This window comes from Roseococcus thiosulfatophilus (genome assembly GCF_017311575.1).
Taxonomy (GTDB): Bacteria; Pseudomonadota; Alphaproteobacteria; order Acetobacterales; family Acetobacteraceae; genus Roseococcus; species Roseococcus thiosulfatophilus.
Map to the genome: position 1 here is coordinate 97,374 of NZ_JAFFQY010000022.1, position 24,737 is coordinate 122,110.

Genomic DNA, 24,737 nt, shown 5'->3' on the forward strand with positions numbered 1-24,737 from the left:
GCGGAGGATGGAACCGTTGCGGCTTCAGGGCAATGGCGTCTCGGCCCATTGCACGGCCCAGGAACGGCGGCGAAGGCACACGCCGGGGGCGGCGAAGTCGTAGAGGATGAGGGCATCGTAATGCTGCACACTGTCATCCGCGCGCAGGACGTAGCTGGCCCGCCAGCGCACCAGCGCCGTCATGCCGGTGACGTTCAGCACCTCGGTCATGCCCCGCATGTCGCGCTGCCCGCCGATCTGTTTTTCCAGATGCGCCAGGATGGCATCGCGCCCGCGCAGCGGCGCAAGCTGGGGCGAGGTGTAATACTCGGCGTCCTCGGCGAAGCGGCCCTCGAAGGCGTCCATCGCGCCCTCGGCCACGCCGCGGCGGATGGCGGCGAGGAACTCCTCCACCCAAACGGGCGCCGTCATCGCCAGTCCAGCGCGGGCAAGGAGACAAGCGGCATGCGCGCAGCCATCAGCCGGCGGTTCCGCAGCTCGATGGGCACGTCCAGGCGCGGCGGCCCGCCCTCGGGCGGGATGCGCGAGGTCAGCAGCACCAGGGCCCGCAGCGGCCCCACCATGTCGGGGGACACCAAGCCGGACTCGGACAAGGTGCCCACCGCCTCGGCCGCATGGGTGACGGAGAGGCCGCCATATCCTTCGGGCTGGAGGCTGCGGTCCAGGCTGAACTGCCCGGAGAACTGCGCCACCACGCGGCCGCTGCGGAATTCCAGGCGGTCCACGCGCAGCTGCCCGCCCGACGCCTGCCACTGCGCGGCCGTGCCTTGCAGCGGGATGTTCACCCGCGCCTCGATCCCGGCCTGCTCCACCGGCGGCAGGCCCGCGGCCTCGACCCGGCCGGCCGCCAGCTCGAGCCGCCCGCCCTCGATCCGCCCCGAGACGGACTGCGCCGCCATGCCTGGCAGGGCCAGGCTTTCCGCCGCCACATCCGTCCCGGCATAGGGCAGGCGGGCGGAGAGGCGCAGCCCCTCGGCCACCACCGGCGTCACCCCGCCGGCGTGGCGCAGCGCCTGCGCCCCCGCGACATCCGCGCGCAGCACGCCCCAGGGCGTCACGCCGATGCGCAGCACCACCCGCTCGGCCTGCCAGCCGAGGCGCGAGGGCGCGTCCACCACCACGTCGCGCAGGCGCAGTTCCGCTTGCAGCGGGAAGCCCCCGCGCGTGGGTGGCGCGTGGCGGATGCGCCAGCCCTCGGCCTCGCGCGCCTGGCGCCAGGTGGTGAGTTCCGTCTCCAGCCGCGAGGTCGCGAGGTGCCAGGCCCCGGCTACGAGGCCCACCACGAGCACCGGCGCGACAGCGGCGCGCACCCACCATTTTCCTGCCATGGGTTTGGGCTTAACCCGGTCCCGTCCGACAAGCAAAGGCCGCGCCGCGGTGCAACACCTGCCGTTGGATGCCGATGGGCATCTCTATGTCTTCGCCTATGGTTCGCTCATCTGGCGGCCTGGGTTCGACCACCAGGGCGCCGAGCCCGCCCTGCTCCGGGGCTATCACCGCAGGTTCTGCCTGTGGTCGCGGCTGTATCGCGGCACGCCGGAGGTGCCAGGGCTGGTGCTCGGGCTGGACAGGGGGGGCGCCTGCCGGGGCGTGGCCTTCCGCGTCGTGGCATCCCACGCCGCCGCGGTGCTGGACTACCTGGACGCGCGGGAAAACCCGAACGGCTTTTACGTGTATGAACGGCGCCTGCTGCCACTCAGCCTGGCCTCCGGCCGGCAGGTGCGCGGCATCGCGTATGTGGCGGACCGGCGCCACCCCTCCTATGCGCGCCCCTGCGAGGACAGCACGGTGGCGGCCATCGCGCGCGGCCATGGCCAGGCGGGGCCAAACCGCGAATACCTGCTGAACACCGCCGCCCATCTGCGCGCCATGGGGCTGCCGGACCGGCGGCTGGAGCGCCTGGCGCGGCTGGTGGAGCTTCGTGCCCACGCGCAGGTGGAGCTGCCGTCCTCAGTGGGAGAAGCGCCGCGTGCCCCCATCCACATGGATGACCTGGCCGGTGATGTAGCGCGCCAGCGGTGAGCACAGGAAGGTCGCGATGACGGCCATGTCACGCGCCTCGCCGATATAGCCCACGGGCACCTCGCGCTCGGCCCAGGCGCGGCGGGCTTCCTCGGTGGGCATGATGCGCTGGTCTATCTGCTCCGAGCGGATGCGCCCGGGCGGCAGGCTGTTCACCGTGATGCCGTCCTTCCCCAGCACGCGGGACAGCGCCTTGGCCCAGATGTGCACCGCGCCATTGGGCGCGTTCGCGGCGTTGACCATGAAGGGCTCGTCCTGGCCGGTCAGGTTGATGATGCGGCCCCATTTGTTCGCCTGCATCATCGGCACCAGCGCGTGGGTGATGCGGCGGCCGGCGTGGAAGTTGATCTCCATCGCCTCCATCCAGACCTCGTCGCTGCCGAGATCCGTCTGCGGGCGGCTGCTGCCGGCATTGTTCACCAGGATGTCGCAGCGGCCGAAGCGCGCCTGCATCGCGGCGCGCACCTTCTCGCCGGCATCCTTCGCGGTGAAGTCCTGCTCGATGATCAATGGCTCCGCGCTCGCGGGCAGTTCGGCGGCGAGTTCCTCCAGCAGCGGGCGCCGCCGTGCCAGCAGGGCCAGCTTGCAGCCCTCCGCCGCCAGCTCCTTCGCGATGGCGCGGCCCAGCCCCGCCGAGGCGCCCGTCACCAAGGCCACCTTGCCCGTCAGTTGCAGATCCATGCCGAACTCCCGCCCATGAGGAACGCCGCGGAGGTTACCCCCCGCGGCGTGAATTGCGGAAGCGGTCGCGCCCGCCTACTCGGCCAGCGCCTTGTCCTTGCCCCGCCGCACCGCGGGCAGCAGCATCATCACCAGCGCCACCAGGCCGATCGCCAGCATGGTCGCGCTGATGGGGCGCTCCATGAAGACGAACCAGTCGCCGCGCGAAAGCAGCATGGCGCGGCGCAGGTGCTCCTCCATCATCGGCCCCAGCACGAAGCCGATGAGCAGCGGCGCCGCCTCCAGCTGCAGCTTGGCGCAGATGTAGCCGAACACGGCGAACGCGATGGTCATGTAGACGTCGAAGACGTTGTTGCTGATCGAGTAGGTGCCGATGCAGCAGAACACCAGGATGGCCGGGAAGAGGAACTTGTAGGGCACCTGGAGAAGCTTCACCCACAGCCCGATCATGGGCAGGTTGATGACCAGCAGCATCACGTTGCCGATCCACATGGAGGCGATCAGCCCCCAGAACAGGTCGGGCTGCTGCACCATCATCTGCGGGCCGGGCTGGATGCCCTGGATGATCAGCGCGCCCACCATCAGCGCCATCACCGCGTTGGACGGGATGCCCAGCGTCAGCAGCGGGATGAAGGCGGTCTGCGAGGCGGCGTTGTTGGCCGCTTCCGGCCCGGCGACGCCCTCGATGGCGCCCTTGCCGAAGAGGTGCCGGCCCTTCGACATCTTCCGCTCCATCATGAAGGAGCCGAAGGAGGCGAGCGCGGCGCCACCGCCTGGCAGGATGCCCAGCACCGACCCCAGCAGCGTGCCGCGCACGGCCGAGGGGGTGCCGCGCTTCCACTCCTCGCGGTTCAGCCAGAGGGAGCCCACCTTGGTCTTGAGCAGGGAACGCGCCTCGGGCCGCTCCAGGTTCAGCACGATTTCGGCGATGCCGAACATGCCCATCGCGATGGCCACGAAGCTGATGCCGTCCGAAAGCTCCGCGATGCCGAAGGTGAAGCGCTGCTGCCCGGTCTGCACGTCGGTGCCGACCATGCCCAGCCCCACGCCCAGGATCACCATGCCGACCGCCTTGATGGGCGAGCCCTGCGCCAGCACGCTGGCCACGATGAGGCCGAGCAGCATGAGGGAGAAATACTCGGCCGGGCCGAAGGACAGCGCCACGGCCGAGAGCGCGGGGCCCGAGGCCGCGACCAGCAGCGTGCCCACCGTGCCGCCCAGGAAGGAGGCGATGGCGGCCGTGGCCAGCGCGGCCCCCGCCCGCCCGTTCTGGGCCATCTTGTAGCCCTCGAGCGTGGTGACGACGGAGCTGACCTCGCCCGGCAGGTTCAGCAGGATGGCGGTGGTGGAGCCGCCATACTGCGCCCCGTAGAAGATGCCGGCCAGCATGATGATGGCCGTCGTCGGCGGGATGCCGAAGGTGATGGGCAGCAGGAGCGAGATGGTCGCCACCGGCCCGATGCCCGGCAGCACGCCGATGGCGGTGCCGATGAAGGCGCCCAGCAGCGCGAAGAGCAAATTCTGGCCCGCGAAGGCGATAGTGAACCCGTGCGCCAGGTTCTCGATGAGGAATTGCATGTGGGGGGGCTCTCAGCTCGTCGGCCAGAGGTGGACGCGGATGTCGAGCTGGAGGATGAAGATCCACCAGCACAGGGCCAGCATGAAGACGATGAGGCCCAGCACGCCGAGCGGCTTGCGGAAGTGCTCACGCTCCGCCGCGCAGGACAGCAGGATGGTGCCCGTCAGCGCCGCGAAGAAGCCGATCTGCTCCAGCAGCAGGCCGAACACGGCCACGGAAGCCGAGATGAGCGCGATGAACCGCAGGTCGGGCGAGAGGGTCAGCACCAGCATTCCCGCCACGATCGCGATGCCGACCGCGTTGTAGCCCACCCCGAAGAAAGGATGGATGGCCGGCGAGACGAGATAGACGATGGCCGATACAATGATGGCCCCGAACAGGCTCGCCAAATTGCGACGCGACCAGTTGCCCACCGGGTTCGGCCCGGTAAAAAAGGCCGCGAGGGTCACGAAGGCACCAATACCCGTCAGCCCGACAAACGCCAGCATTGGCATGTAGCCTGGCCCCATGCGCCGCGCGGAGCCGATGGCGTGTTCCTGATTGAAATACAGCCCGGCCAAACCTAGCCCAAGTAAAATTAGTCCGGACAATACATCCCTCGTATTGATCCTATGACCCACCTATACCTCCCTGCCCTGTATTCGTTTCCAGGGTGGGAACTTATGGTGAAGTGACATGGAGGCCGCCCAACACAAAATATTAAAACGAATTTATTCCTAAATTACTTTACAGCTACCCGCGGCACGGCGCCCGGCCGCCCGTGTGGACAAGGGCGGCACCAGCGAGGACCATGCGACATTACGTCAAAGAGACCGCGACATGCTCTCCAACAACCCCGAACAGCGCATCCGCGAACAGGCCGCCGCCCTGGAGCCGCGCCTGATCGAGATGCGGCGCGACATCCACACCCATCCGGAACTCGCCTTCGAGGAGGTTCGGACCGCCGGCATCGTCGCTGCCGAACTCACGCGCATGGGCATCCCGCACCGCACGGGCGTGGGGCGCACCGGCGTGCTGGGCGTGATCGAGGGCGCGCGGCCCGGCCCCACGCTCGCGCTGCGCGCCGACATGGACGCGCTGCCCATCCATGAGGAAACCGGCCTGCCCTTCGCCAGCGCCGTGGCCGGCAAGATGCACGCCTGCGGGCATGACATCCACACCGTCACGCTGCTGGGGGCCGCCGAAATCCTGAACGGGCTGCGCGAAAACCTGGCCGGGCGCATCGTGCTGGTCTTCCAGCCGGCCGAGGAGGTGCTGGAAGGGGCGCCCGCCATGATCGCCGATGGCGCGGCGGATGGCGTGGACATGGCCATCGGCTTCCACAACCACCCGGACAAGCCGGTCGGCACCTTCGGCTTCGTGCGCGGGCCGTCGCTCGCGGCCTCCGACCGCTTCGACATCCATCTGCGCGGCAAGTCGGGGCACGCGGCGCACCCCTATGCCGCAGTGGACCCCATCGTGGGCGCGGCGCAGATCGTCTCGCAATTGCAGACGGTCGTCAGCCGGGAGCAGAAGCCGCTGCACCCCTGCGTGGTGACGGTGGGCATGTTCCAGGGCGGCACCACCTACAACATCATCCCCGAGCGGGTGCACCTGAAGGGCACCGTCCGCACCCTGCACGCCGAGGCGCGCGACGTGGCGGAGGCCGCCATCCGCCGCCTGGTGGAGCATTCCGCCGCCGCGCTGCGGCTGGAGGCGACCATCGAATACCGGCGCATGGTGGCCTCGCTGGTGAATGACGATCGCGTGCTGGACCCCGCGATCGCCAGCCTCCGCGCGCATTTCGGCGAGGTGGTGCACGAGGGCCAGCCCAGCATGGGCGCAGAGGATTTCGCCGCCTTCGCCGAACGCGCGCCCGCCTTCCATCTGGGCATCGGCGCCGGCGCGCCGGGGCGTGACGACCGGCTGCACAACGCGAACTATCAGCCGGATGAGCGCTGCATCGCGCTCGGCGTGCAGGCGCTGAGCCGCATCGCGGTGGACATGCTGCGATGAGGATTTCGGAACTTCCGGCGCCCGAGGTCGCGCGGCGCCTCGCCGAGGGCCATGCCGTGCTGCTGCCGCTGGGCAGCCTGGAAACCCACGGCCCCGCCCTGCCGATGGGCGACTACCTGCTGGCCGAGGCCATCGCGCTTCGCATCGCGGAGGCGCATGGCCGCGCGCTGGTGGCCCCGCCCATTCCCTTCGGCGGCGCGGATTTCTTCCGGGGCGTGCCAGGCGGCATCGCGCTCTCCACCGCGACGCTGACCGCCCTGCTGCGCGAGGTGCTGGAAGCGCTGGTCGAGGGGGGCGCGCGGCGCATCCTCATCATCAACGGCCATGGCGGGAACATCCCGGCCGTGGAGGAGGCGCAGCGCGGCCTGCGCGTCTCGCGCGGGCTCATCGCCCCCGTGCTGCATTTGTGGAAGAACGCCGGCGGCTGGCAGCAGGCGCTGGGCGGCGACCCGGCCGCGCTGGGCCATGGGGGTGACCCGGTGGCATCCGTCGCGCTGCATCTGCGGCCCGATCTCTGCGCGCCCGAGCGCCTCGCGCCGCGCGAAGTGCAGCCGCCCTTCCTGGGCCTGCCCGTCAGCGGCTTCGGCACGCTGGCCGCCGGAGGCGCGGAATTCGGCGTGCCGCTGAACCTGGATGAGATCGCCCCCGGCGGCACCCAGGCCGCCGACCCGCGCGGCGCGAACGCCGCCCATGGGGCGCGCATCGTCGAACGCCTGGTGCAGGCGGGCTGGGCCATGCTCGGCGCCCTGGAGAACACGCCATGAAGATCTGCGTCTTCGGCCCCGGCGCCATCGGCAGCCACATCGCCGCCCGCTTCGCCAAGGGGGGCCAGGCGGAGGTCAGCGTCCTGGCGCGGGGCGCGCAGCTGGAGGCCATCCGCGCGCGCGGCATCACCGTCCGCACGCCGGAGGAGGAATTCACCGCCCGCCCCCGCGCCGAGGCCGATGCCGCCGCGCTCGGCCCGCAGGATGCGGTGGTGGTGACGGTGAAGGCGCCCGCCGTGCCGGGCATCGCCGCCGCCATCGGCCCGCTGCTGCGCCCCGACACACCCGTGGTCTTCGTGCTGAACGGCATCCCGTGGTGGTGGGATGGCGCGCCGGACGTGCTGGACCCGGGCGGCGCCACCCGCGCCGCGGTGGGGCTCGATCGCGCGGTGGGTGGCGTGGTCTGGTCCGCCTGCACCGTGACGGAACCTGGCGTGGTGCAGGTGCAGACGGCCGCCAACCGCCTCATCATGGGGGAGCTGTCGGGCGAGGCCACGCCGCGCCTGCAAGCCCTGGCGGCGGCGCTGGAGGCGGGGGGCATGGGCGGCGTGGTCAGCCCCGCCATCCGCACCGAGATCTGGACCAAGCTGCTCAACAACCTGACCAACGGGCCCATCACGCTCATCACGCGGCAGGACATGCGGACCACCTTCAGCGACCCGGTGGTGATGGCCGCCGCGCGGGCGATGATGCAGGAGGGCATGGCGATCGCCGCCGCGCTGGGCCATCCGCTCGGCCCCGAGATCGAGAAGAACGTGCTGCGCTCGGTCACGCTCGCGCACCGCCCCTCCATCCTGCAGGATTTCGAGGCGGGGCGCGCGCTGGAATTCGACGCGCTGCTGGAGGTGCCGCTGCAACTGGCCCGCGCCGCGGGCGTCTCCGCGCCCACGCTGGAATTGCTGGTGGCGCTGGCGCGGAAAACGGTGGGGCGGGGTTAGCGTCTGATCGCCGCTAGGTCCTGCCCAGCTGCAGGTTCGCGTCGCGCACGATGCCGCGGAACTTCTCCAGCTCCGCCGCCACGAAGGCGCGCGTTCCCTCAGGCGTGGAGGGGTCGGCGGGGTCAATGCCGGCCTGCACCATGCGGCGGCGCAGCTCAGGCTCGGCCAGGGCCTCCACCGCCGCGCGGTTCAGCCGCTCCACGATGGGCGCGGGTATGCCGCGCGGGCCTTGCAGCACGTTCCAGGTGATGATGTCGAAGCCCTCCATGCCGGTCTCGTGCAGCGAGGGCACGTCAGGCAGGGCCGGGTGGCGCGTGCGGCTGGTGACGGCGAGCGGGCGGGAGGAACCGTCGCGCAGATGCGGCAGCGCGCTGGCCATCACCTCGAAGGAGAAGCCCAGCTCGTTCTTCATCATCGCCTCCAGCACGGCCGCGCCGCCGCGATAGGGCACGTATTCGCCGCGGATGCCGGCGCGGTGCGCGAAGGCCTCGCCCGTCAGATGGCCGATGCCGCCCACGCCCGAGCTGCCCCAGAGCATGGGCGGGTTGGCGGTCCGCGCGGCGGCGATGAGTTCCGCGACCGTGCGGTGGGGCGAGGCGCGCGGCACCGCCACCACCAGCGGCCCGCCGCCGACGATGGCGATGTGGGTGAAGTCCTCCACCGGGTTGTAGCGCACGGTGGCGGGCAGCGCGGCGGGGTTGGTGGCGTGGCCCGAGGCGGTGGAGAGCGTCAGCAGATAGCCATCGGCCGGCTGGCGGGTGACATACTCAGCGCCGACCGAGCCGCCGGCGCCAGGCCGGTTCTCCACGATCATGCGGGCATTGGGGCCGAGGCGCGGCGCCATCCGCTCGGCCAGCAGCCGCGCGCCCGTGTCGGTCGAGCCGCCGGGCAGGAAGCCCACCACGACGTTGATGGCGCGCTCCGGATAGTTGGCCTGGGCATGGGCGGGCAACGCCAGCAGCGCGGGCGCGGCGAGCAGGGACCGGCGGAACATGGTTTCTCTCCCGTGATGGTATTCACCGAAGATTGTCCCGCCGCGGGGCCGCCGTCCATCGCCCCGCCCGCGTTGAGAGAGAGGCCGGCTTGGGCCCGCCCGCCATCCAGTCCAGCAGTTCCACCGTATGCACCACGGGCAGCGCATCGCCCCCCAGCTGCGTCATGCAGCCGATATTGCCGGCGGCGATCAGGTCGGCGCGGGTGCGCTGGATGTTCTCCAGCTTGCGCGCGCGCAGCTGCCCCGCGATCTCGGGCTGCATAAGGTTGTAGGTGCCCGCGCTGCCGCAGCAGATATGGCCCTCGGCCGGCTCCTTCACCGTGAAGCCGGCGCGCGCCAGCAACTGCTTGGGCAGCGCCGTGATCTTCTGCCCGTGCTGGAGCGAGCAGGCGGAATGGTAGGCCACCGTCAGCCCCGGCGCCTCGCGCGTGGGGGCGTAGCCGAACTTCTCCAGCACCTCGGTCACGTCCATGGCCAGCGCCGACACCTGCGCGGCGGCATCGGCTTCCGGCTCCGTGCGGAACATGAAGCCATAATCCTTGATGGTCGTGCCGCAGCCCGAGGTGTTCACCACGATGGCATCCAGCCCCTCGCCCGCCATCTCGGCGCCCCAGGCCGCGATGTTGGCCCGGGCGGCGGCCATGGCGGGGTCGTGCTGGCCCATGTGGTGCGTCAGCGCGCCGCAGCAGCCCTGGCCCGGCGTGATGACGACGTCGAGGCCCATGCGCGTCAGCAGGCGAATGGTGGCCTCGTTGATGGTGGGGTTCAGGACCTTCTGGGCGCAGCCGGTCAGCAGGCCCACGCGGCCGCGGCGGGGGCCTTGGGCGCGATGGATCTGCGCTTCCTGCGCCGCGCTTTTCGGCGGCAGGCTGGCGGGCGCCAGCTTCAGCATGGCGCGCAGACGCTGCGCCGTCAGCGATTGGCCCGGCACCAGCGCACCCAAAGGCCGCGCCAGCCGCGCCGCCGTGAGTGCGGCGCGGAACAGGCCAGGCCGCGGCAGCACCGCGCCCAGCACGCGGCGCAGCATGCGTTCGGGGAAGGGCCTGGTGTAGGTCTCCTCGATGTGGCGGCGCGCATGGTCCACCAGGTGCATGTAGTGCACGCCCGAGGGGCAGGTCGTCATGCAGGACAGGCAGGAGAGGCAGCGGTCCACATGCCGCGCTTCCAGCTCCGTCGCGGGCCGGTTGTTCTCCAGCATGTCCTTGATGAGGTAGATGCGGCCCCTGGGGCTGTCCAGCTCATCGCCCAGCAGCAGGAAGGTCGGGCAGGTGGCGGTGCACATGCCGCAATGCACGCAGCTGCGGAGGATCTTGTTGCTCTCCGCGGTGTCGGGATCACGGAGCTGCTCGGCGGTGAAGCTGGTCTGCAAGGTTCAGTGGCTCCCAATTCCCGCCTGCGCCATGCCCAGGCCCACCAGCATCAACGCCAAGCCCAGCTGCGCGGCGGCGACCTGTCGCGGCAGGGCCAGGGCCGGGCCGGAGAAGCGCAGGCGCAGCAGCAGGGCAAGCCCCACCACCGCCACCATCGCGCCCAGCACGGCGGCGATCATCAGCACGGCCGTGAAGCTCCAGCCCGCCACCCAGGTGGCGAGCTGCCCCGGCCAGGACGCGCCGCCCAGCAGGGCGATGAGCCAGACGGCAATCAGTACGCCCGTCAGCGCCGGCATGGCCAGCACCCGCTCCTTGAGCGAGCGCGTGGCCCAGTCCGGGTCCACCTCGTCGAAGAAGGCGGCGATGTAGATCGCGCTCACCAGCACCAGCGCCAGCAGCGCCAGGCCATCAGCCAGGGAACCCATGCTCGTCTCTCCTAGGGCTCAGGCGCGCAGGCGCCCGGGGTTGAGAATGCCGGCGGGGTCGAGCACCGATTTCACCCGCGCGCCGATGGCGGCGAGGGGCAGGGGCTCGGCGGGAAGGACGGGAACGGCGGCGCGCAGCGCGTCGGGGCCGCGGAACAGGGTGAAGCTGCCGCCGGCGGCGGCCTGCATCACGGCGCCGTGCGCGGCCTCGGTGGCGGGACCGGCCACCCAAACCAGGCCACCGCCCCAGTCCAGCAGAAGCCTGGCGTCGAAGACCGCGCGCAGTTCCGCGCAGGCGGCCGGCGCGCGGGATGGCGCGAGGGAGAGGCGCCACACCGCCTCCTCCGGCGCGGGGTTCAGCGGCGCGGCATCGCGGATGTCACGCCACAGCGCCTCCGATGCCTCGCGGCCCAGCAGCGCGGCCTCGCCCTGGGCGGCGAGTTCCGTCCGCAGCCGGTCCAGGCGGTAGGTGACGCTCTCGGCGAAATCCTCGATGCGCGCGATGGCAAGGCAGCCCTGCATCGCCCCATGCCCCTCGGGCAGCAGGGCCGCGCCGCTGACGCCATAGGGGGTGCCCAGCGCGGCGCTCAAGGCACGCACGCCCGCCGCGATATCCGCCACCCGCAGCACCAGGCTGCCGGAGGATTCCGCGCGCGGCAGCACCTTCAGCGTGATCTCGGTCAGCACGCCCAGCGTGCCATGCGCGCCGGTCAGCAGCTTGCACAGATCGAGGCCCGTCACGTTCTTGAGCACGCGCCCGCCGGACCGAAACACCTCGCCCGCCCCGTTCACGGCGCGGATGCCCAGCACATGGTCGCGCATGGCGCCCCAGGTGATGCGCCGCGGCCCGCTGAGATTGGCGCCGACCATGCCGCCCAGCGTCGCGGCCTCCTCCACGCCGAAGAGGGCACGCAACTCGGGCGGTTCGGCGATGAGCTGCTGGTTGTGCTCGGCCAGCGCCGCCTCGATCTCGGGGATGGGCGTGCCGGCGCGGGCGGAGATGGCGAGCTCGGTCGGGCGATACAGCGTGATGCCCGTCAGCCCGCGCGTGGACAGGGTGCGCGCGGCCTGCACCGGCCGCAGCATGGCGCGCTTGGTGCCGCGGCCCTCGATGGACAATGGCTCGCGCGCCGCATGGGCCGCGCGGACGGCCTCGGCCACACCCGCTTCGTCAGAGGGCGCGATCAAGCCGCGATCCTCGCATTGCCTTCCAGCGGAAAGACCTTCGCCGTGTTCAGCAGCCAGCCGGGGTCAAAGGCGGACTTGATGTCGCGTTGGAGGTCCAGTTCGCGCGCGGTGAATTGCGATGTCATCAGGTCGCGCTTTTCCACGCCCACGCCATGCTCGCCGGTCAGGCAGCCGCCGACCTCGACGCAGAGCTTCAGGATGTCGGCGCCGAAGGCCTCGGCCTTGCGGAAGCTCTCGGCGTCATTGGCGTCGAACATGATGAGCGGGTGCAGGTTGCCGTCACCCGCGTGGAACACATTGGCCACGCCCAGGCCGTATTGCGTGCTGAGTTCGCCGATGCGCTTCAGCACGAAGGGCAGTTCGCCGGTCGGGATGGTGCCGTCCATGCAGAGATAATCCGGGCTGATGCGCCCCACCGCCCCGAAGGCGCCCTTGCGCCCTTTCCAGATGGCCAGCGACTGCTCGGCGCTTTCGGCCAGCTTCATGGAGATGGGCTTGAACTGCGCGCAGATGTCGCGGATGCGGCCCAGCAGCATGTCCTGCTCGGCCACGCTGCCCTCCACCTCGATGATCAGCATGGCCTCGGCATCCAGCGGGTAGCCGGCATGGGCGAAGGCCTCGCAGGCATGGATGCAGGGCTTGTCCATGAATTCCAGCGCCACCGGGATCACGCCCGCGCCGATGATGGCGTCCACGGCCTGGCCCGCCACCTCCACGCTGTCGAAAGCGGCCAGCATGGCCCGCGCGCCCTCGGGGCCGCGCAGGATGCGGACGGTGACCTCGGTGACGAGGCCGAGCTGCCCCTCGCTACCGGTGATGAGGCCAAGCCAGTCATAGCCGGCCGCGTCCAGATGCGTGCCGCCGATCTCCACCACCTCGCCCTCGATGGTGACGAAGGTGACGCCCAGCAGGTTGTTGGCCGTCACGCCGTATTTCAGGCAATGCGCGCCGCCGCTGTTCATCATGACGTTCCCGCCAATCATGCAGGCGAGCTGGCTGGAGGGGTCGGGGGCGTAGAAGAAGCCCTCGCCCTCCACGGCCTTGGTGATGCCGATATTGGTGACGCCCGCCTCGACCACGGCGTAGCGGTCCTCGAAATTGATCTCGCGGATGCGGTTCATGCGCATGAGACCGATGACAACCGCATCGGCCAGCGGCAGCGCGCCGCCCGAGAGGCTGGTGCCCGCCCCACGCGGCACCACGCGGATGCCGTTGGCGTGGCAGTAGCGCAGCACCTCCGCCACCTCCTGCGTGGTGCGGGGCAGCACGACGGCCAGCGGCATCTGGCGATAGGCCGAGAGCCCGTCTGTCTCATAGGGGCGCAGGCGGATGTCCTCGCCGATGACGGCATCGGCGGGCAACAGCCGCGCCAAATCCGCCAGGATGGAGGCGCGGCGTGCGAGGATCTCGGGCTTGGGCTCTGGCAGGCTGATCATGCTGGCTGTCCGCGAAACGTCCAGCCGCAACATGTCGTCGCACCCCGCCCGCCGCAAGGCGCAACTGCGCGATCAGGGGTTCAGGAAGGGCGGGAGAAGCCGAGGCACCCCGCCGGCAGGCCCGGCCCGCCCACCATCACCGCCCCCTGGCCATAGAGCCGCCAGGCCTGGCGGGGGCGCGGCAGGTCCATCACCCAGACCTGGCCCGAGGCGTCGGACCAGACCAGGCTGGCGTCCATCGCCGCGGCCGCGCCGACCGCATCCGCCACGGAGGCGAAGACCGCCACCACCTGGCGGTCCTGCCCCCAAGGGAAAGCCGCCGCCGGCCCGGCCAGCAGGACCGCCAGCACCAAGGCCACCGGGGCGGCGCCGCCGTGCCGCGGCCGGCGCAGCAGGATGGAGGCCGCCATCACGGGCAACACCCCGAAAACGAGGGCCCACCCAATGTCCCAGGGCAGCGGGTCCGCGACATCCAGCCGGATTCGGTGCAACCCCAGCAGCCAGTGGACCAGCACGGCATCCAGCAGGTGCCACACGCCGAAACCCAGCAGCGCACCGCCCCAGAGGCACCCGCCCGCCCCGATCCGTGGAAGGGCGGCGCGGCGCCGCCACAGCAGCCAGAGGCCCAACGCGGACAGCACATACATCACGGCATGGAACAGCCCATCGGCCAGGACCTGGGTGCGGAGGTCCATGAAGGCCTCGCCGTCCACCAGGCTCAGCAAATGGTGCCATTGCAGGATCTGGTGCAGGAGGATGCCGTCGAAGAATCCTCCCAGCCCGAAGCCCAGCAGGGCGCCAGGCAGCAAAAGGCCGCGCACCCCAGGGGGTGCGCGGCCCAATGCGTCATCCGTGACCCCGGCCGGAAGAACGGGCCGGGGCATGGATCAATTCCCGGTGGGAACGCGGCCGCCCGGCGTGCCGGGATTTGCCGGGAAGGCGCCCTGCGGCGTGCCGACCATGCCCTGGTCGCGGACGCCGGTCTGGCCGACATTGGTCTGCGGCCCGCGGTGCCCGTCCGGCGCCATGTCGCCCATGCCGGCGCCGCCCGTGCGGCCCGTGGCGGTGGACTGCGGCACGCCATCGGCGCGGAAGTCGGAGGCCATGCCCGGCGGATCACCCGGCAGCGGCACGGGGCGGCCGTTTTCCAGGATCATGCCACCGCCCATGAAGGCGCGGTCGGCCGGGTTGCGGGGCGCGTCGGTGCGGCCATAGGTGCCGGCCGTGCCGGCGGCCTGGCGGCGCGGCATGGCGTCACCGCGCATCCCCGGGCCGGACCCGCCCGTCACGTTCTGTCGCGAGGTCGCGGGGCGCTGCTGCAGGCGCGGGTCCTGCTGGTCCAGCGTCCGGTCAGGCGTGGGCTGGGCGGGCGAGGCCTGGAGGCCCGGCGGCACCGGCGCGGCCTGAGTGCCCTGGGCGGTGGGCAGGCGGCCCTGGTCCATGCGGGGGTCCTGGGCGCGCAGCGTGTTGTCGGGCGCATCACCCGGCTGGCGCTGGAAGGGGCTGTCGGTCACGCGCGGCATGGCGGCGCCATGACGGTCCACGCCGGTGCCGTGGGGCGAGGTCATGCCCTGGGCGGCCACGCCGCCGCTGATGAGAACGGCCCCGAGGCCGGCGATCCAAAGAGTTCGCATATTGGGTCTCCTGTTTCGGTGAATGCCGATGCCAGGAGAACCGCCCCGCGGGAGAATGGTTGCACACAAGAAAGCGCCGCCGGGTTTCCCCAGCGGCGCTGTCTTGTCATCGCATGGCCCGTGGGCCGTGCAAGTTCAGCCCTGGCGGGCCTTCATCCGCGGGTTCTTCTTGTTCAGGACATACAGGCGACCGCGGCGACGCACGACCACGCAGTTCTTGTCCCGCAACTTGGCGGACTTCAGGCTGTTGCGGATTTTCATGGCACGGGACCCACTCGGCAAACGGAAACGGGGCGGCGCGAAGGGAGCCCTCGCGCCGGGATGGGGGAGATAGGCGGGAGGGGGGACCAGAGTCAACTCCCGCGACCATCCCCTCCCCGCGCGACCGCACCACATCCATCTCTTCCCGCGCGGCTGACACCGCGCTAGGACCACCTCCCGGACCGTCTGGCGCACCCATGCGGCCCCTCCCTCGCCTTGGAAGGATGCCGCGGGCCTTTCCACCTCGGGCCGCGCTTGATGACCGGATGCTGGAACGAATTGTGGCGGCCACAATCGCGGCCGCGCTGAAGCTGATCGCCTGGGCCAGCCGCGCGCCCCTGCGCGCCGCCCTGCTGGTGTCGCTGGTGGCGGCGGGCGCCTTCCTGCCCGGCTATGCCACCCTGCCCCCCACCGACCGCGACGAGGGCCGCTACACCCTCGCCACGCGGCAGATGGTGGCCAGCGGCGACTACATCGACATCCGCAACCAGGATGAGCCGCGCCACAAGCAGCCCGCCGGCATCTATTGGCTGCAGGCGGCCGCGGTGCATTTGAGCGGCCAGGGCGATGCGGCGCCCATCGGGATCTATCGCATTCCCTCGCTGCTCGGCGCCGTGACGGGCACGGTGCTGACATGGTGGGCCTTCCTGCCCTTGATCGGGCGGCGGGCGGCGCTGCTGGCGGGCGCGCTGATGGGGGTGACGCTGCTGCTGGGCGTCGAGGCGCGCATCGCCAAGACCGATGCCGTCCTGTTTGCCACCGTCATGGCGGCGACCGGCGTTCTGCTCCGCGCCTTCCTCGACCCCATGAAGCTGCGCGCCACCTGGCTGCCCTGGCTGTTCTGGGGTGCGCTCGGCGTCAGCAGCATGATCAAGGGGCCGATCGGGCTGCTGGTCGTGGCGGTGGGCGCCGTCGCCCTCTGCGTCCCGGCGCGGGGCGTGCGCTGGCTGAATGCCCTGCGCCCCTGGCCCGGGGTGCTGCTGCTGCTGGCCATCGCCCTGCCCTGGTACATCGCCATCACCATCCGCACCGAGGGCGCCTTCTTCGAGACCGCGCTGGGCTGGAACGCCCTGGGCAAGGTGGCCGACGCCCATCAGGGCCATGGCGGCCCGCCGGGCTTCTACCTGGCCCTGGTCTGGGTCACCTTCTGGCCGGCGGCCTCCCTGCTGGCCGCCCTGCTGCCCTGGATCTGGGCCGAGCGGCGGCGGCGCGAGGTGGTGGTGCTGCTCTGCCTCGTGGTGCCGATGTGGCTGATCTTCGAGATCGTCGCCACCAAGCTGCCGCACTACGTCCTGCCCACCTACCCCGCGCTGGCCGCCCTGGTGGCGCTGGCCGTGACCGAGATCGGCGTGCTGGCGCGGGGCTGGTGGTCACGCCTGACCTTGCAGGGCCTCTGGCTGCTGCCGCTCGGGCTGCTGCTGGCCGGCGGCGGGGCCTTTTGGTTCTATGAGGGCTGGCTGCCGCCCCTCTCCATCCTGGCGCTGCTGGGCGGCGTGGGGCTTGGCGCATTGGCCGTGGTGGTGGCGCATCGTTCCGCCGTGGCGACGGTGCCGGTGGTGGTGGCGGCCGCCTTGTTCACCTGGCTCGGCACCTGGCCCATGCTGGCGCGGATGGACAGCCTCTGGCTCTCCCCGCGCATGGCCGAGGCCATCCGCACCCATGCCCATTGCCCCGACCCCGCCATCGCCTCGGGCGGCTACCGGGAGCCGAGCTTCCCCTTCCTGACCCGCACCGACGCCCTGCTGACCGGCGGGCGCGAGGCCGCGGATTTCCTGGCGCTGGAGGGCTGCCGCGTGGCCTTCGTGGATGCGGCCCCCGGCCGGCGCGGCCAGCCCTCGCAAGAAGTGGCCTTCCTGGCGCGACTCGAGGAGCTGGGCGTCCGCACCGAACGCCTGACCGTGATCGAGGGCCGCAACATGAATGGTGGGCATTGGCGCCAGATGGTGCTGTGGCGGCGCGCGCCATGAGGGACGCCACCCCCTTGCGCCTGACCGTCCTGATCCCGGTCCGCAACGAGGCCGGGAACATCGCCCCGCTGGTGGCGGAGATCGAGGCCGCGCTGACCGGCGTGGTGGAATTCGAGATCCTCTATGTGAATGACGGCTCCACCGACGGCACGGTGGAGGAAATCCTCGCCCTGGCCGGCACGCGCCCGCACCTGCGCCTGCTCAGCCTGGACGCCAATGCCGGCAAGGCCGAGGCGCTGCGGGCCGGCGCCCGGGCGGCGCGCGGCGCCCTCATCACGCTGATGGATGGCGATGGGCAGAACGACCCGGCCTACGTGCCCCGGCTGCTGGAAGCCAATGACGCGGCGGGCGCGCCCGTGCTGGTCATGGCGCAGCGCCTCGGCCGCAAGGACACGGCCTTCAAGCGCTGGCAGTCGCGTCTCGCCAACGGCGTGCGCAAGCGCATGTTGGGCGATGCGACGCGCGATGCCGGCTGCGGCTTCGCGCTGCTGCCCCGTGACGTGTTCCTGGCCCTGCCGCAATTCGACGGGCTGCACCGTTTTCTGCCCGCGCTGGTGAAGCGTGAGGGGTTGGGCGTCGTCTTCGTGGATGTGCGCGACCGGCCGCGCCAGGCGGGCGTGTCGAAATACGGCTTCTTCGACCGTCTCTGGGTCGGCATTGACGACATGCTGGGCGTCATGTGGCTGATCCGGCGGCGGAAGCGCGTGCCGGGCGCGCGGGAGATGACCGCGGTCAGTCCGGCCCCACCGCCCGGCCCGCCCGGTGCCGGCGCATGAGCCAGATGCCCAGCACCACGCTCAGCAGCAGCAGCACGGCGGAGAGCCCCATCTGCCAGGCGCCATCCACCCGGATGCCCTTGCCCAGCAGGGCGAAGACCACGGTCTGCGGCAGATAGCCCAGGGCCGAGGCCGCCAGGAAAGGCCCCATCGCCACTCCCGTCAGCCCCGCCAGCGCGTTCATGGCCAGGTTGCTGCCGGCGGGGAAGAGCCGCAGCGCAAGCGTGGTGCCGAAGGGGTTGTCGCGCATCACCTCCACCAGCGGGCGCAGGCGCGGGCCGAAACGGCCGGACAGGCGCCGCTCGGCCCAGCCCCGCCCCACCGCGCGGGCCCAGCCATAGGCCAGCAGGCAACCTAGCAGCTGCGCCGCCAGCGCCAGCGCCGTCCCCAGCACGGCCCCGAAGGCATAGCCCCCTAGGAAGGCCACGCCTTGCCGCGGCAGGCCCACCGCCGTCAGCGCGGCCCCCACCAGCACGAAGACGAAATCGCCCGAAAGCCCCTGCCCGCGCAGGTTCCGGTCGGCCCAGTCGGTGCCGGGCAGCGCGCCCCATTCGCGCAGCAGCACGCCGGCCAGGGCGAGGCCCCCCACCAGCAGCGCGAGGCGCAGCCAGCCCGCGCGGGTCATGGAAGCCTGGAGGCGAACATGCCGGGGCGGTTACCAGCCGCCCCGCCCCCCCACAACCCCGCGGCGGGCCGGGTTCGCCAACGCGACGGGACGCCCTATATCGCGCCCATGCCCTTCGACACGCCTCCCGCCGCCGCCCAATCCCGCCTGCGCCCCCGCACCGTGGCCTGGTGGCTGCTGTCGGTCGCGGGGCTGGTCTGGATCATGGTGGCGATCGGCGGCGCCACGCGGCTGACGGGCTCGGGCCTGTCCATCATGGAATGGGCGCCGCTTTCCGGCACCCTGCCGCCCTTGAGCGAGGCCGAGTGGCAGCGCCTCTACGACCTCTACCGCACCGTGCCGCAATACACGCTGCTCAATGCGGGCTTTGGCATGGAGGGGTTCAAGCAGATCTTCTGGCTGGAATGGCTGCACCGATTCTGGGGGCGGCTGATCGGGCTGGCCTATCTGCTGCCCTTCCTGTGGCTGTGGTGGCGCGGCGCCATCCCGCGCGCGCTGATGCCCCGGCTGTGGCTGCTGTTCGCGCTGGGCGGGCTGCAGGGGGCCATCGGCTGGTTCATGGTGGCTTCGGGCTTCCAGGCCGACCGCACGGCGGTCTCGCCCTACCGCTTGGTGCTGCACCTCTCCATGGCCTTCCTGCTGTTCGGGCTGCTGGTCTGGACGGCGCTTGGCCTGCTGCGCCCGGCGCCGGTGGCGCTGCCGGCGGCGGAAGAGGCGCGGCGCGGCAAGGTGCGCCGGCAGGTGCAATGGGCCTTCTGGCTCGCGGCCGCGACCATGCTGGCGGGCGGCTTCGTGGCGGGCACCCGGGCCGGCTTCACATATAATACATTCCCCCTGATGGATGGTGCGCTCATCCCCGCCGGCTACCTTGATCTCACCCCCGCCTGGCTCAACCTGACCGAGAATCTCGCGGCGGTGCAATTCAACCACCGGCTGCTGGCCACGCTCACGGGGCTGGCGGCGGTGGGGGTTGGCGTGGCAGCCTTGCGACACCTGCCATCCGGCTTCGCGCGCAGCGCGGCGCTGGTCATGGCCGCTTCCGTGCTGGCTCAATACGCGCTGGGGGTCCTGACCTTGGTCCATGTCGTTCCCGTCTCGCTCGGCACGCTGCACCAGACGGTGGCGGTCGGCGTGCTCGCGGCGGGGCTCTGCGCCTGGCACGGCCTGCGGGCCCCACCCCGATGAACGCCGAGGCCCCGCGCGACCCCCGACCGGCCATCCTGGCCGCCCTGCCGGTCGCGCTGCTGGCCTTCGACGCGGATGACCGCCTGATCCTTTCCAACCCTGCCCTGCACAGCCTCGCGGACATTCGCGCGGAGGTGCTGCGCCCCGGCCTGAGCCGCCCCGAGGTGCTGCAGGTCCTGGCTTTCGCCGGATTGTTCGGCGCCGGCAACCCGACCGAGCTGGCCATGCGGATGCTGGACGCCCCTGCGGGACGCGGGGTGCGGCTGCGAACCGCCGGGGGCAGGCGGGTGGAATGGGTACGGGTGCCGCTCGCCTCAAGCGGTTGCATCATCGCCCTGCCCGAGACGACCGAGCTCGCGCAGGCGCTCGACAGCGCCCAGGAGGAGCTGCGCGACCTCAATGCCGTGCTGCAGCGCCTGTCCAGCGGCGTCGCGGTCTATGGCGGCGACCAGCGGCTGCGCTTCAGCAACACCGCCTTCCCGGCCCTGGTCGGGCTGCAACCCAGCGAGGCCCTTCCCGGCGCGCATTTCCTCGAACTGAATGAGGCCCAGGCCCGCCGCGGCGAGCATCCGCCGAACTGGCGGGAGACGCTGCGCGAGCGGATGAAGGACCCCGGCTGGCAGAATACCCCGGCCTGGGAACGACGGCGCCCGAACGGACAGACCATCCGTTTCCGCAACCAGATGCTGCCCGACGGCGGCTGGCTGTCGGAGGTGATGGACATCACGAGGGAGCGGGAGGCCGCCGAGGAATCGCAGCGGCGCATCGCCCTTCAGGATGCGCTGCTGGAGGCGCTGCCCGTGGGCGTGGCCGTCTATGGGCCGGACCGCGTGCTGCGCTACATCAATCCGGCCTACAACGAGATCTTCGCCTCCACGCCCGTCCGCGTGGGGGAGCATCTGCGCGACATCCTGACGCGCCGCGCCCTGGCGGGGGAATTCGGCGTCGGCGATGTGGAAGAACAGGTCACGATGCGCCTGAACCGGTTGAGCAAGCCGTTCAGCTTCGAGCGCTTCCGCGACGGCCGCACCACCGTCCATCGCAGCGTGCCCCTTCCGGATGGTGGCCATGCCATGGTGGTGGCCGACGTGTCGGAGCTGAATGCCGCCCAGGCCGAGATCCTGGCGCGCGAACAGCTGCTGGCCACCACGCTGGAAGCCACGCGCCACGGCATCGTGATGTTCGACGACCAGTCGCGCGTGATCCTGGCGAACCGGCTGGCGGCGCATTTCTGCGGGTTGGCCCCGGAGCACTTCGCGCGCGGCACCCATATCTCGGAGCTGCGGCGCCGCCAGTATGAGAAGGGGGGCGACCACCAGCCGCGCGACCCGCAGCTGGCCAAGCGGCAGACCTCACTGGACGAGTGGCTCAACGCGCCCCTCTTCGGCCCGCATCAGTACCGGCGGGCCGGCGAGGACGGCACCGTGGTCGAGGTCATCACCGACGCCCTGCCGGGCGGCGGTTTCGTCCGCAGCTTCAGCGACGTCACGGCCCTGGCCCGTGCCGAGGCCGAGGCCACGTCACGCGCCGCCATGCTGCAGACGGTCCTGGACAGCATGCGCCACGGCGTCATCCTCTACGACGACAAGGGCTATGTCCGGGTGGCGAACGCGCTGGGCGCCACCCTGGCCGGGCTGCCGGTCGAGGCGCTGAAGCCCGGCGTGCATTTCGACACGCTGCGCGACGTCCAGCTCGAGCGCGGCGAGCACGGCCACGACCTCAGCCCGGAGGAATATCGCCGACGCCGCACGCCCGAACCCTGGAAGGGCGATGGCACCTACACGCGCCAGCGGCCCGACGGCACGGTGGTCGAGGTCCGCACCGACGTGACGCCGGGTGGCGGCTGCGTTCGCACCTTCACCGACATCACGGCGGTGACCGAGGCCCAGGCGGAAGTTTCCCAGCGCAACGTGATGATGCAGGTGATGCTGGAGAACATGCGCCACGGCATCGCGATGTTCGACGCGGAACATCGGCTGCTGGTGGCCAATACGCTCTGCGCCCGGCTGAACGGGATCGAAGGCCTGCTGCATCCCGGCATGACCCGCACCGAGATGGCGGAGCTGCAGGCCGCGCAGGGCGAGTTCGGCCCCGCCGACCAGGCGGAGGAGGCGCTGCGGCAGCTGGCGGCGCGGGACTTCACCACCCCCCAGGCGTGGCAGCGCCGGCGCCCGGACGGCACCGTGCTGGAACTGCGGACGAATCCGGTGCCCGTCGGCGGCTTCGTGCTGACGCTGACCGACGTGACCGAGCGCGTGCGGGCCCAGGAGGAGTCCCAGGCGCGGGCCAGCGTGCTGACCGCCACGCTCAACGCCTCGCGCCACAGCATCACCCTCTTCGACGCGCAAGGCCGTGTGGTCGCCTGCAATGACATGGCGGCGGAAAGCTCGGGCTTTCCCAATGCGCAGGCGCCGATCGGCCTGACCCATGCGGAGGTGATCGCGCAGGCGCGACGCGCGCAGGGCGGCCCGCCCGACCTGCCTTCAAACCTCGCCTTCGATGTCATCGACCGCACGAAACCCCTGCGCTACCAGCGCCGCGGGTCGGACGGGCGGGTGCTGGACGTGGCCTCGGACCCGGTGCCGGGCGGGGGCTATGTCGTCACCATCGCGGACGTGACCGAGCTGTTCGAGGCGCGCGAGGAGGCGCAGCGCAGGGCCGGCGTGCTGGCGGCGGCGCTGAACGCCACCCGGCACACCATCACCCTCTACGATGCCGAGCATCGCGCCGTGGCCGCGAACCGCATCGCGGCCGAGCTGGCCGGCTACGCCGATGAGCGTGACCTGATCGGCCTGACCATCACGGAGATCCTGCGGCACCAGGCCGAGGACCATTTTCCGGGCGACCTCGCCGCGCAGGCCGCCTTCATGTCGCAGTATGCCGGGCTCGATCGCACGAAATCCCTGCGCTATCAGCGCCGCCACCCGGATGGCCGCGTGCTGGATGTGCAGTCCGAACCCACGCATGATGGCGGTTTCGCGGTCTCGGTGGCCGATGTGACGGCGCTGGTGCAGGCCCAGGAGGAGGCGCAGCGGCGCGCGGGCGTGCTCCAGGCCATGCTCGACAACAACCGCCATGGCATCGTGCTCTACGATGCCGACCACCGGCTGGTGGCCGCCAACGCCCTCGCCGGGGAGCTGATGGGTGTCCCCGACCTCTTGCAGAAGCCGGGCATCTCCCAGGCCGAAGTCCTGGCCGCGCAACGCGCGCGCGGCATGTATGCCGATAACGAAGACGGCGGCCGGACCGAGCGTGGCTTCCTCGAGCTGGATCGCAGCAAGCCGCAACGCATGCAGCGCACCCTGCCCGACGGGCGGCGCTTCGACATCGCCTCCGACCCCACACCCGATGGCGGCTTCGTCATCTCCATCGCCGACGTGACGGCCCTGGCGCGCGCGGAAGAGGAGGCCGAGCATCGCGCCGGCGTCATGCAGACCATGCTGGAAAATATCAGCCTGGGCATCCTGCTCTATGACAAGGAGCGCCGCCTGGTCGCGCTGAACGACCTGGCCTCCAAGGCGCTCGGCCTGCCCGACCTGGCGGCGCTGCGCGGACGCTCCATCGAGGAGATCCTCCAGCGGCAGTTCGAGGCCGGCAATTTCGGCACGGGCGCCGTGGCGGAGGCGCTGCTGCGCCTCCTGATCGAGCAGGACCGCAGCGTGCCGCAATTCCATCAGCGCGTGACGGCCGATGGGCGGGTGCTGAACAACGCCTCCCACCCCACGCCGGATGGCGGCTTCGTCGTCTCCATCACGGATGTCACGGCGCTGGCCGAGGCCCAGGCGGAGGCCGACCGGCGCGCCACCATCCTGGGCGTGATGCTGGACAACATCCGCCATGGCATCGTGCTGTTCGACGCCGACGGGCTGCTGGTGGCGGCCAACCCGATGGTATCGCGCATGCTGGGCCTGCCGCCCGGCCTGCTGGCGCCCGGCATGACCGTGCAGGATCTGGTGCAGACGCTGCACGCCCGCGGCGAGTATGGCGAGGGCGAGGACGCCGAGCGCGTCGCCGCGGCCATCATCGTCCATCCGCGCGAAGCGCCCCGGCGCCAGATCCGGCGGCGGCCGGATGGAACCATCCTCGAGATCGTGTCCGACCCCACGCCCGATGGCGGCTTCGTGCTGACCTACACCGACGTCACGGACGACCGGCGCATCCGCGACGAGCTGGAACGCGCCCGTACCGCGGCCGAGGCGGCGAGCCTCGCGAAGTCGCGCTTCCTGGCCACCATGAGCCATGAGCTTCGCACGCCGCTCAACGCCGTCATCGGCTTCTCCGAGGTGCTGAGCGGGGATGCCCCGCGCGAGCAGACGCAGGAATTCGCCCGCGCCATCCAGGAGGCGGGGCGCCACCTGCTGACGCTGATCGACGACATCCTGGACGTGACCCGCGCCGAATCCGGCCATCTGCCCGTGACGCTGGAGACCATCGCCCTGCCGCCGCTGCTGGAGGGGGTGGAGCGCATGATGCGGCCGACAGCCGAAGCCGGGCGGCTGACGCTCCGCCTCGTGCCGATGGGCCCGCTGCCGCGGCTGCGCGCGGATGAGCAGCGGCTGCGCCAGGTGCTGCTGAACCTCGTCACCAATGCGGTGAAGTTCACGCCGGCGGGCGGCAGCATCACGCTTTCGGCCTGCGCATGCGACAAGGGCCTGGACATCGAGGTGCGCGACACGGGCATCGGCATCGCCGCCGATGATCTCTCGCGCGTCTTCGAACCCTTCACGCAGATCGACAGCCAGCTCGCGCGCCGCTACCCAGGCGCGGGGCTCGGCCTCTATCTCTGCCGCGTGCTGACGGAAGCGCAGGGCGGCAGCCTCATCCTCGACAGCGCCGAAGGCGAGGGAACGCGCGCGCTGCTGCGCTTCCCGCCCGCCTCCCTCCTTCCCTGAACGGA

Annotated in this window: 22 protein-coding genes; 8 read left to right on the plus strand and 14 right to left on the minus strand. The window is 71.2% G+C overall.

All coding sequences use genetic code 11. The annotated features are described in order from the left end of the window. Positions 1 to 24: 24 nt before the first annotated feature. Both JTN19_RS09695 and JTN19_RS09700 read right to left on the minus strand, forming a co-directional pair. A complete protein-coding gene (locus tag JTN19_RS09695) occupies positions 25 to 411 on the minus strand; it encodes a nuclear transport factor 2 family protein (protein ID WP_206931826.1) in 387 nt (128 codons plus the stop codon). Beyond that, positions 408 to 1,310, minus strand: coding sequence for a DUF2125 domain-containing protein (locus JTN19_RS09700; RefSeq protein WP_206931828.1), 903 nt, complete (start codon positions 1,308 to 1,310; stop codon positions 408 to 410). Before JTN19_RS09700 ends, JTN19_RS09695 begins: the two co-directional genes overlap by 4 nt. Positions 1,311 to 1,377: 67 nt before the next feature. On the opposite strand from JTN19_RS09700, the gene JTN19_RS09705 reads away from it, so the two are divergent. Continuing rightward, the gene (locus tag JTN19_RS09705; RefSeq protein ID WP_340643306.1) at positions 1,378 to 2,022 is read left to right on the plus strand and encodes a gamma-glutamylcyclotransferase; all 645 of its coding nucleotides are present in this window, start codon (positions 1,378 to 1,380) and stop codon (positions 2,020 to 2,022) included. On the opposite strand, the gene JTN19_RS09710 is transcribed toward JTN19_RS09705, so the two are convergent. The 3 genes from JTN19_RS09710 to JTN19_RS09720 all read right to left on the minus strand — a co-directional run bounded on the left by JTN19_RS09710 (position 1,951) and on the right by JTN19_RS09720 (position 4,770). After that, positions 1,951 to 2,703, minus strand: a complete 753-nt coding sequence (locus JTN19_RS09710) for an SDR family NAD(P)-dependent oxidoreductase (RefSeq protein ID WP_191083302.1) — start codon at positions 2,701 to 2,703, stop codon at positions 1,951 to 1,953. The genes JTN19_RS09705 and JTN19_RS09710 overlap by 72 nt on opposite strands. A 75-nt stretch (positions 2,704 to 2,778) precedes the next feature. Next, on the minus strand, positions 2,779 to 4,281 hold the full coding sequence (locus JTN19_RS09715; protein ID WP_206931834.1) for a tripartite tricarboxylate transporter permease: 1,503 nt from the start codon (positions 4,279 to 4,281) through the stop codon (positions 2,779 to 2,781). Between the two features lie 12 nt (positions 4,282 to 4,293). After that, the gene (locus tag JTN19_RS09720) at positions 4,294 to 4,770 is read right to left on the minus strand and encodes a hypothetical protein (protein WP_206931836.1); all 477 of its coding nucleotides are present in this window, start codon (positions 4,768 to 4,770) and stop codon (positions 4,294 to 4,296) included. 331 nt (positions 4,771 to 5,101) lie between these two features. Here JTN19_RS09720 and JTN19_RS09725 point away from each other — a divergent pair, with 331 nt between their 5' ends. Genes JTN19_RS09725 through JTN19_RS09735 form a run of 3 tightly spaced genes read left to right on the plus strand, consistent with a single transcriptional unit; the run spans position 5,102 to position 7,979 of the window. Next, a complete protein-coding gene (locus JTN19_RS09725; protein ID WP_206931838.1) occupies positions 5,102 to 6,277 on the plus strand; it encodes a M20 metallopeptidase family protein in 1,176 nt (391 codons plus the stop codon). Beyond that, on the plus strand, positions 6,274 to 7,041 hold the full coding sequence (locus JTN19_RS09730; protein ID WP_206931839.1) for a creatininase family protein: 768 nt from the start codon (positions 6,274 to 6,276) through the stop codon (positions 7,039 to 7,041). Before JTN19_RS09725 ends, JTN19_RS09730 begins: the two co-directional genes overlap by 4 nt. After that, complete coding sequence (locus tag JTN19_RS09735) at positions 7,038 to 7,979, plus strand: ketopantoate reductase family protein (RefSeq protein ID WP_206931840.1); 942 nt, start codon at positions 7,038 to 7,040, stop codon at positions 7,977 to 7,979. The genes JTN19_RS09730 and JTN19_RS09735 overlap by 4 nt, the downstream gene beginning before the upstream one ends. A gap of 13 nt (positions 7,980 to 7,992) precedes the next feature. Here JTN19_RS09735 and JTN19_RS09740 read toward each other — a convergent pair whose 3' ends face one another. From JTN19_RS09740 to ykgO, 8 genes are all read right to left on the minus strand, one after another. Beyond that, entirely contained in the window at positions 7,993 to 8,973 is a 981-nt protein-coding gene (locus JTN19_RS09740; protein WP_206931841.1) for a Bug family tripartite tricarboxylate transporter substrate binding protein, read from the minus strand. A 22-nt stretch (positions 8,974 to 8,995) separates the two neighbouring features. Then, positions 8,996 to 10,342: a glycolate oxidase subunit GlcF gene (glcF, locus tag JTN19_RS09745; protein ID WP_206931842.1), complete on the minus strand. Its 1,347-nt coding sequence runs from the start codon at positions 10,340 to 10,342 to the stop codon at positions 8,996 to 8,998. A 3-nt stretch (positions 10,343 to 10,345) separates the two neighbouring features. After that, on the minus strand, positions 10,346 to 10,768 hold the full coding sequence (locus tag JTN19_RS09750) for a hypothetical protein (protein WP_206931843.1): 423 nt from the start codon (positions 10,766 to 10,768) through the stop codon (positions 10,346 to 10,348). An 18-nt stretch (positions 10,769 to 10,786) separates the two neighbouring features. Then, positions 10,787 to 11,956, minus strand: coding sequence for an FAD-binding protein (locus JTN19_RS09755; protein ID WP_206931849.1), 1,170 nt, complete (start codon positions 11,954 to 11,956; stop codon positions 10,787 to 10,789). Then, positions 11,953 to 13,392 (minus strand): FAD-linked oxidase C-terminal domain-containing protein, encoded by a 1,440-nt coding sequence (locus JTN19_RS09760; protein WP_206931856.1) that lies wholly within the window; start codon positions 13,390 to 13,392, stop codon positions 11,953 to 11,955. Before JTN19_RS09760 ends, JTN19_RS09755 begins: the two co-directional genes overlap by 4 nt. A gap of 80 nt (positions 13,393 to 13,472) precedes the next feature. Further along, positions 13,473 to 14,276, minus strand: a complete 804-nt coding sequence (locus JTN19_RS09765) for a DUF2243 domain-containing protein (protein WP_206931858.1) — start codon at positions 14,274 to 14,276, stop codon at positions 13,473 to 13,475. 3 nt (positions 14,277 to 14,279) lie between these two features. Continuing rightward, entirely contained in the window at positions 14,280 to 15,026 is a 747-nt protein-coding gene (locus JTN19_RS09770; protein ID WP_206931860.1) for a hypothetical protein, read from the minus strand. A 135-nt stretch (positions 15,027 to 15,161) separates the two neighbouring features. Next, the gene (gene ykgO, locus JTN19_RS09775) at positions 15,162 to 15,287 is read right to left on the minus strand and encodes a type B 50S ribosomal protein L36 (RefSeq protein WP_184382231.1); all 126 of its coding nucleotides are present in this window, start codon (positions 15,285 to 15,287) and stop codon (positions 15,162 to 15,164) included. A gap of 266 nt (positions 15,288 to 15,553) precedes the next feature. Here ykgO and JTN19_RS09780 point away from each other — a divergent pair, with 266 nt between their 5' ends. After that, on the plus strand, positions 15,554 to 17,254 hold the full coding sequence (locus JTN19_RS09780; protein ID WP_206931862.1) for an ArnT family glycosyltransferase: 1,701 nt from the start codon (positions 15,554 to 15,556) through the stop codon (positions 17,252 to 17,254). Beyond that, positions 17,251 to 18,030: a glycosyltransferase gene (locus tag JTN19_RS09785; protein WP_206931864.1), complete on the plus strand. Its 780-nt coding sequence runs from the start codon at positions 17,251 to 17,253 to the stop codon at positions 18,028 to 18,030. Before JTN19_RS09780 ends, JTN19_RS09785 begins: the two co-directional genes overlap by 4 nt. Here JTN19_RS09785 and JTN19_RS09790 read toward each other — a convergent pair. Next, positions 17,987 to 18,655 (minus strand): TVP38/TMEM64 family protein, encoded by a 669-nt coding sequence (locus JTN19_RS09790; protein WP_206931866.1) that lies wholly within the window; start codon positions 18,653 to 18,655, stop codon positions 17,987 to 17,989. The two genes, JTN19_RS09785 and JTN19_RS09790, sit on opposite strands and share 44 nt — an antisense overlap. Positions 18,656 to 18,763: 108 nt before the next feature. Between JTN19_RS09790 and JTN19_RS09795 the strand changes: the two genes are divergently transcribed. Then, positions 18,764 to 19,840 (plus strand): COX15/CtaA family protein, encoded by a 1,077-nt coding sequence (locus tag JTN19_RS09795; RefSeq protein WP_206931868.1) that lies wholly within the window; start codon positions 18,764 to 18,766, stop codon positions 19,838 to 19,840. Continuing rightward, positions 19,837 to 24,732, plus strand: a complete 4,896-nt coding sequence (locus JTN19_RS09800; RefSeq protein WP_206931869.1) for a PAS-domain containing protein — start codon at positions 19,837 to 19,839, stop codon at positions 24,730 to 24,732. The genes JTN19_RS09795 and JTN19_RS09800 overlap by 4 nt, the downstream gene beginning before the upstream one ends. Positions 24,733 to 24,737 lie beyond the last annotated feature (5 nt).

Bases quoted from the DNA above. Each gene is read 5' to 3' on its own strand.
- JTN19_RS09695 (WP_206931826.1), bottom strand. From the start codon at position 411: ATGACGGCGCCCGTTTGGGTGGAGGAGTTCCTCGCCGCCATCCGCCGC.
- JTN19_RS09710 (WP_191083302.1), bottom strand. From the start codon at position 2,703: ATGGATCTGCAACTGACGGGCAAGGTGGCCTTGGTGACGGGCGCCTCG.
- JTN19_RS09715 (WP_206931834.1), bottom strand. From the start codon at position 4,281: ATGCAATTCCTCATCGAGAACCTGGCGCACGGGTTCACTATCGCCTTC.
- JTN19_RS09720 (WP_206931836.1), bottom strand. From the start codon at position 4,770: ATGCTGGCGTTTGTCGGGCTGACGGGTATTGGTGCCTTCGTGACCCTC.
- JTN19_RS09725 (WP_206931838.1), top strand. From the start codon at position 5,102: ATGCTCTCCAACAACCCCGAACAGCGCATCCGCGAACAGGCCGCCGCC.
- JTN19_RS09730 (WP_206931839.1), top strand. From the start codon at position 6,274: ATGAGGATTTCGGAACTTCCGGCGCCCGAGGTCGCGCGGCGCCTCGCC.
- JTN19_RS09735 (WP_206931840.1), top strand. From the start codon at position 7,038: ATGAAGATCTGCGTCTTCGGCCCCGGCGCCATCGGCAGCCACATCGCC.
- JTN19_RS09740 (WP_206931841.1), bottom strand. From the start codon at position 8,973: ATGTTCCGCCGGTCCCTGCTCGCCGCGCCCGCGCTGCTGGCGTTGCCC.
- JTN19_RS09750 (WP_206931843.1), bottom strand. From the start codon at position 10,768: ATGGGTTCCCTGGCTGATGGCCTGGCGCTGCTGGCGCTGGTGCTGGTG.
- JTN19_RS09760 (WP_206931856.1), bottom strand. From the start codon at position 13,392: ATGATCAGCCTGCCAGAGCCCAAGCCCGAGATCCTCGCACGCCGCGCC.
- JTN19_RS09765 (WP_206931858.1), bottom strand. From the start codon at position 14,276: ATGCCCCGGCCCGTTCTTCCGGCCGGGGTCACGGATGACGCATTGGGC.
- JTN19_RS09770 (WP_206931860.1), bottom strand. From the start codon at position 15,026: ATGCGAACTCTTTGGATCGCCGGCCTCGGGGCCGTTCTCATCAGCGGC.
- ykgO (WP_184382231.1), bottom strand. From the start codon at position 15,287: ATGAAAATCCGCAACAGCCTGAAGTCCGCCAAGTTGCGGGACAAGAAC.
- JTN19_RS09780 (WP_206931862.1), top strand. From the start codon at position 15,554: ATGCTGGAACGAATTGTGGCGGCCACAATCGCGGCCGCGCTGAAGCTG.
- JTN19_RS09785 (WP_206931864.1), top strand. From the start codon at position 17,251: ATGAGGGACGCCACCCCCTTGCGCCTGACCGTCCTGATCCCGGTCCGC.
- JTN19_RS09790 (WP_206931866.1), bottom strand. From the start codon at position 18,655: ATGACCCGCGCGGGCTGGCTGCGCCTCGCGCTGCTGGTGGGGGGCCTC.
- JTN19_RS09795 (WP_206931868.1), top strand. From the start codon at position 18,764: ATGCCCTTCGACACGCCTCCCGCCGCCGCCCAATCCCGCCTGCGCCCC.
- JTN19_RS09800 (WP_206931869.1), top strand. From the start codon at position 19,837: ATGAACGCCGAGGCCCCGCGCGACCCCCGACCGGCCATCCTGGCCGCC.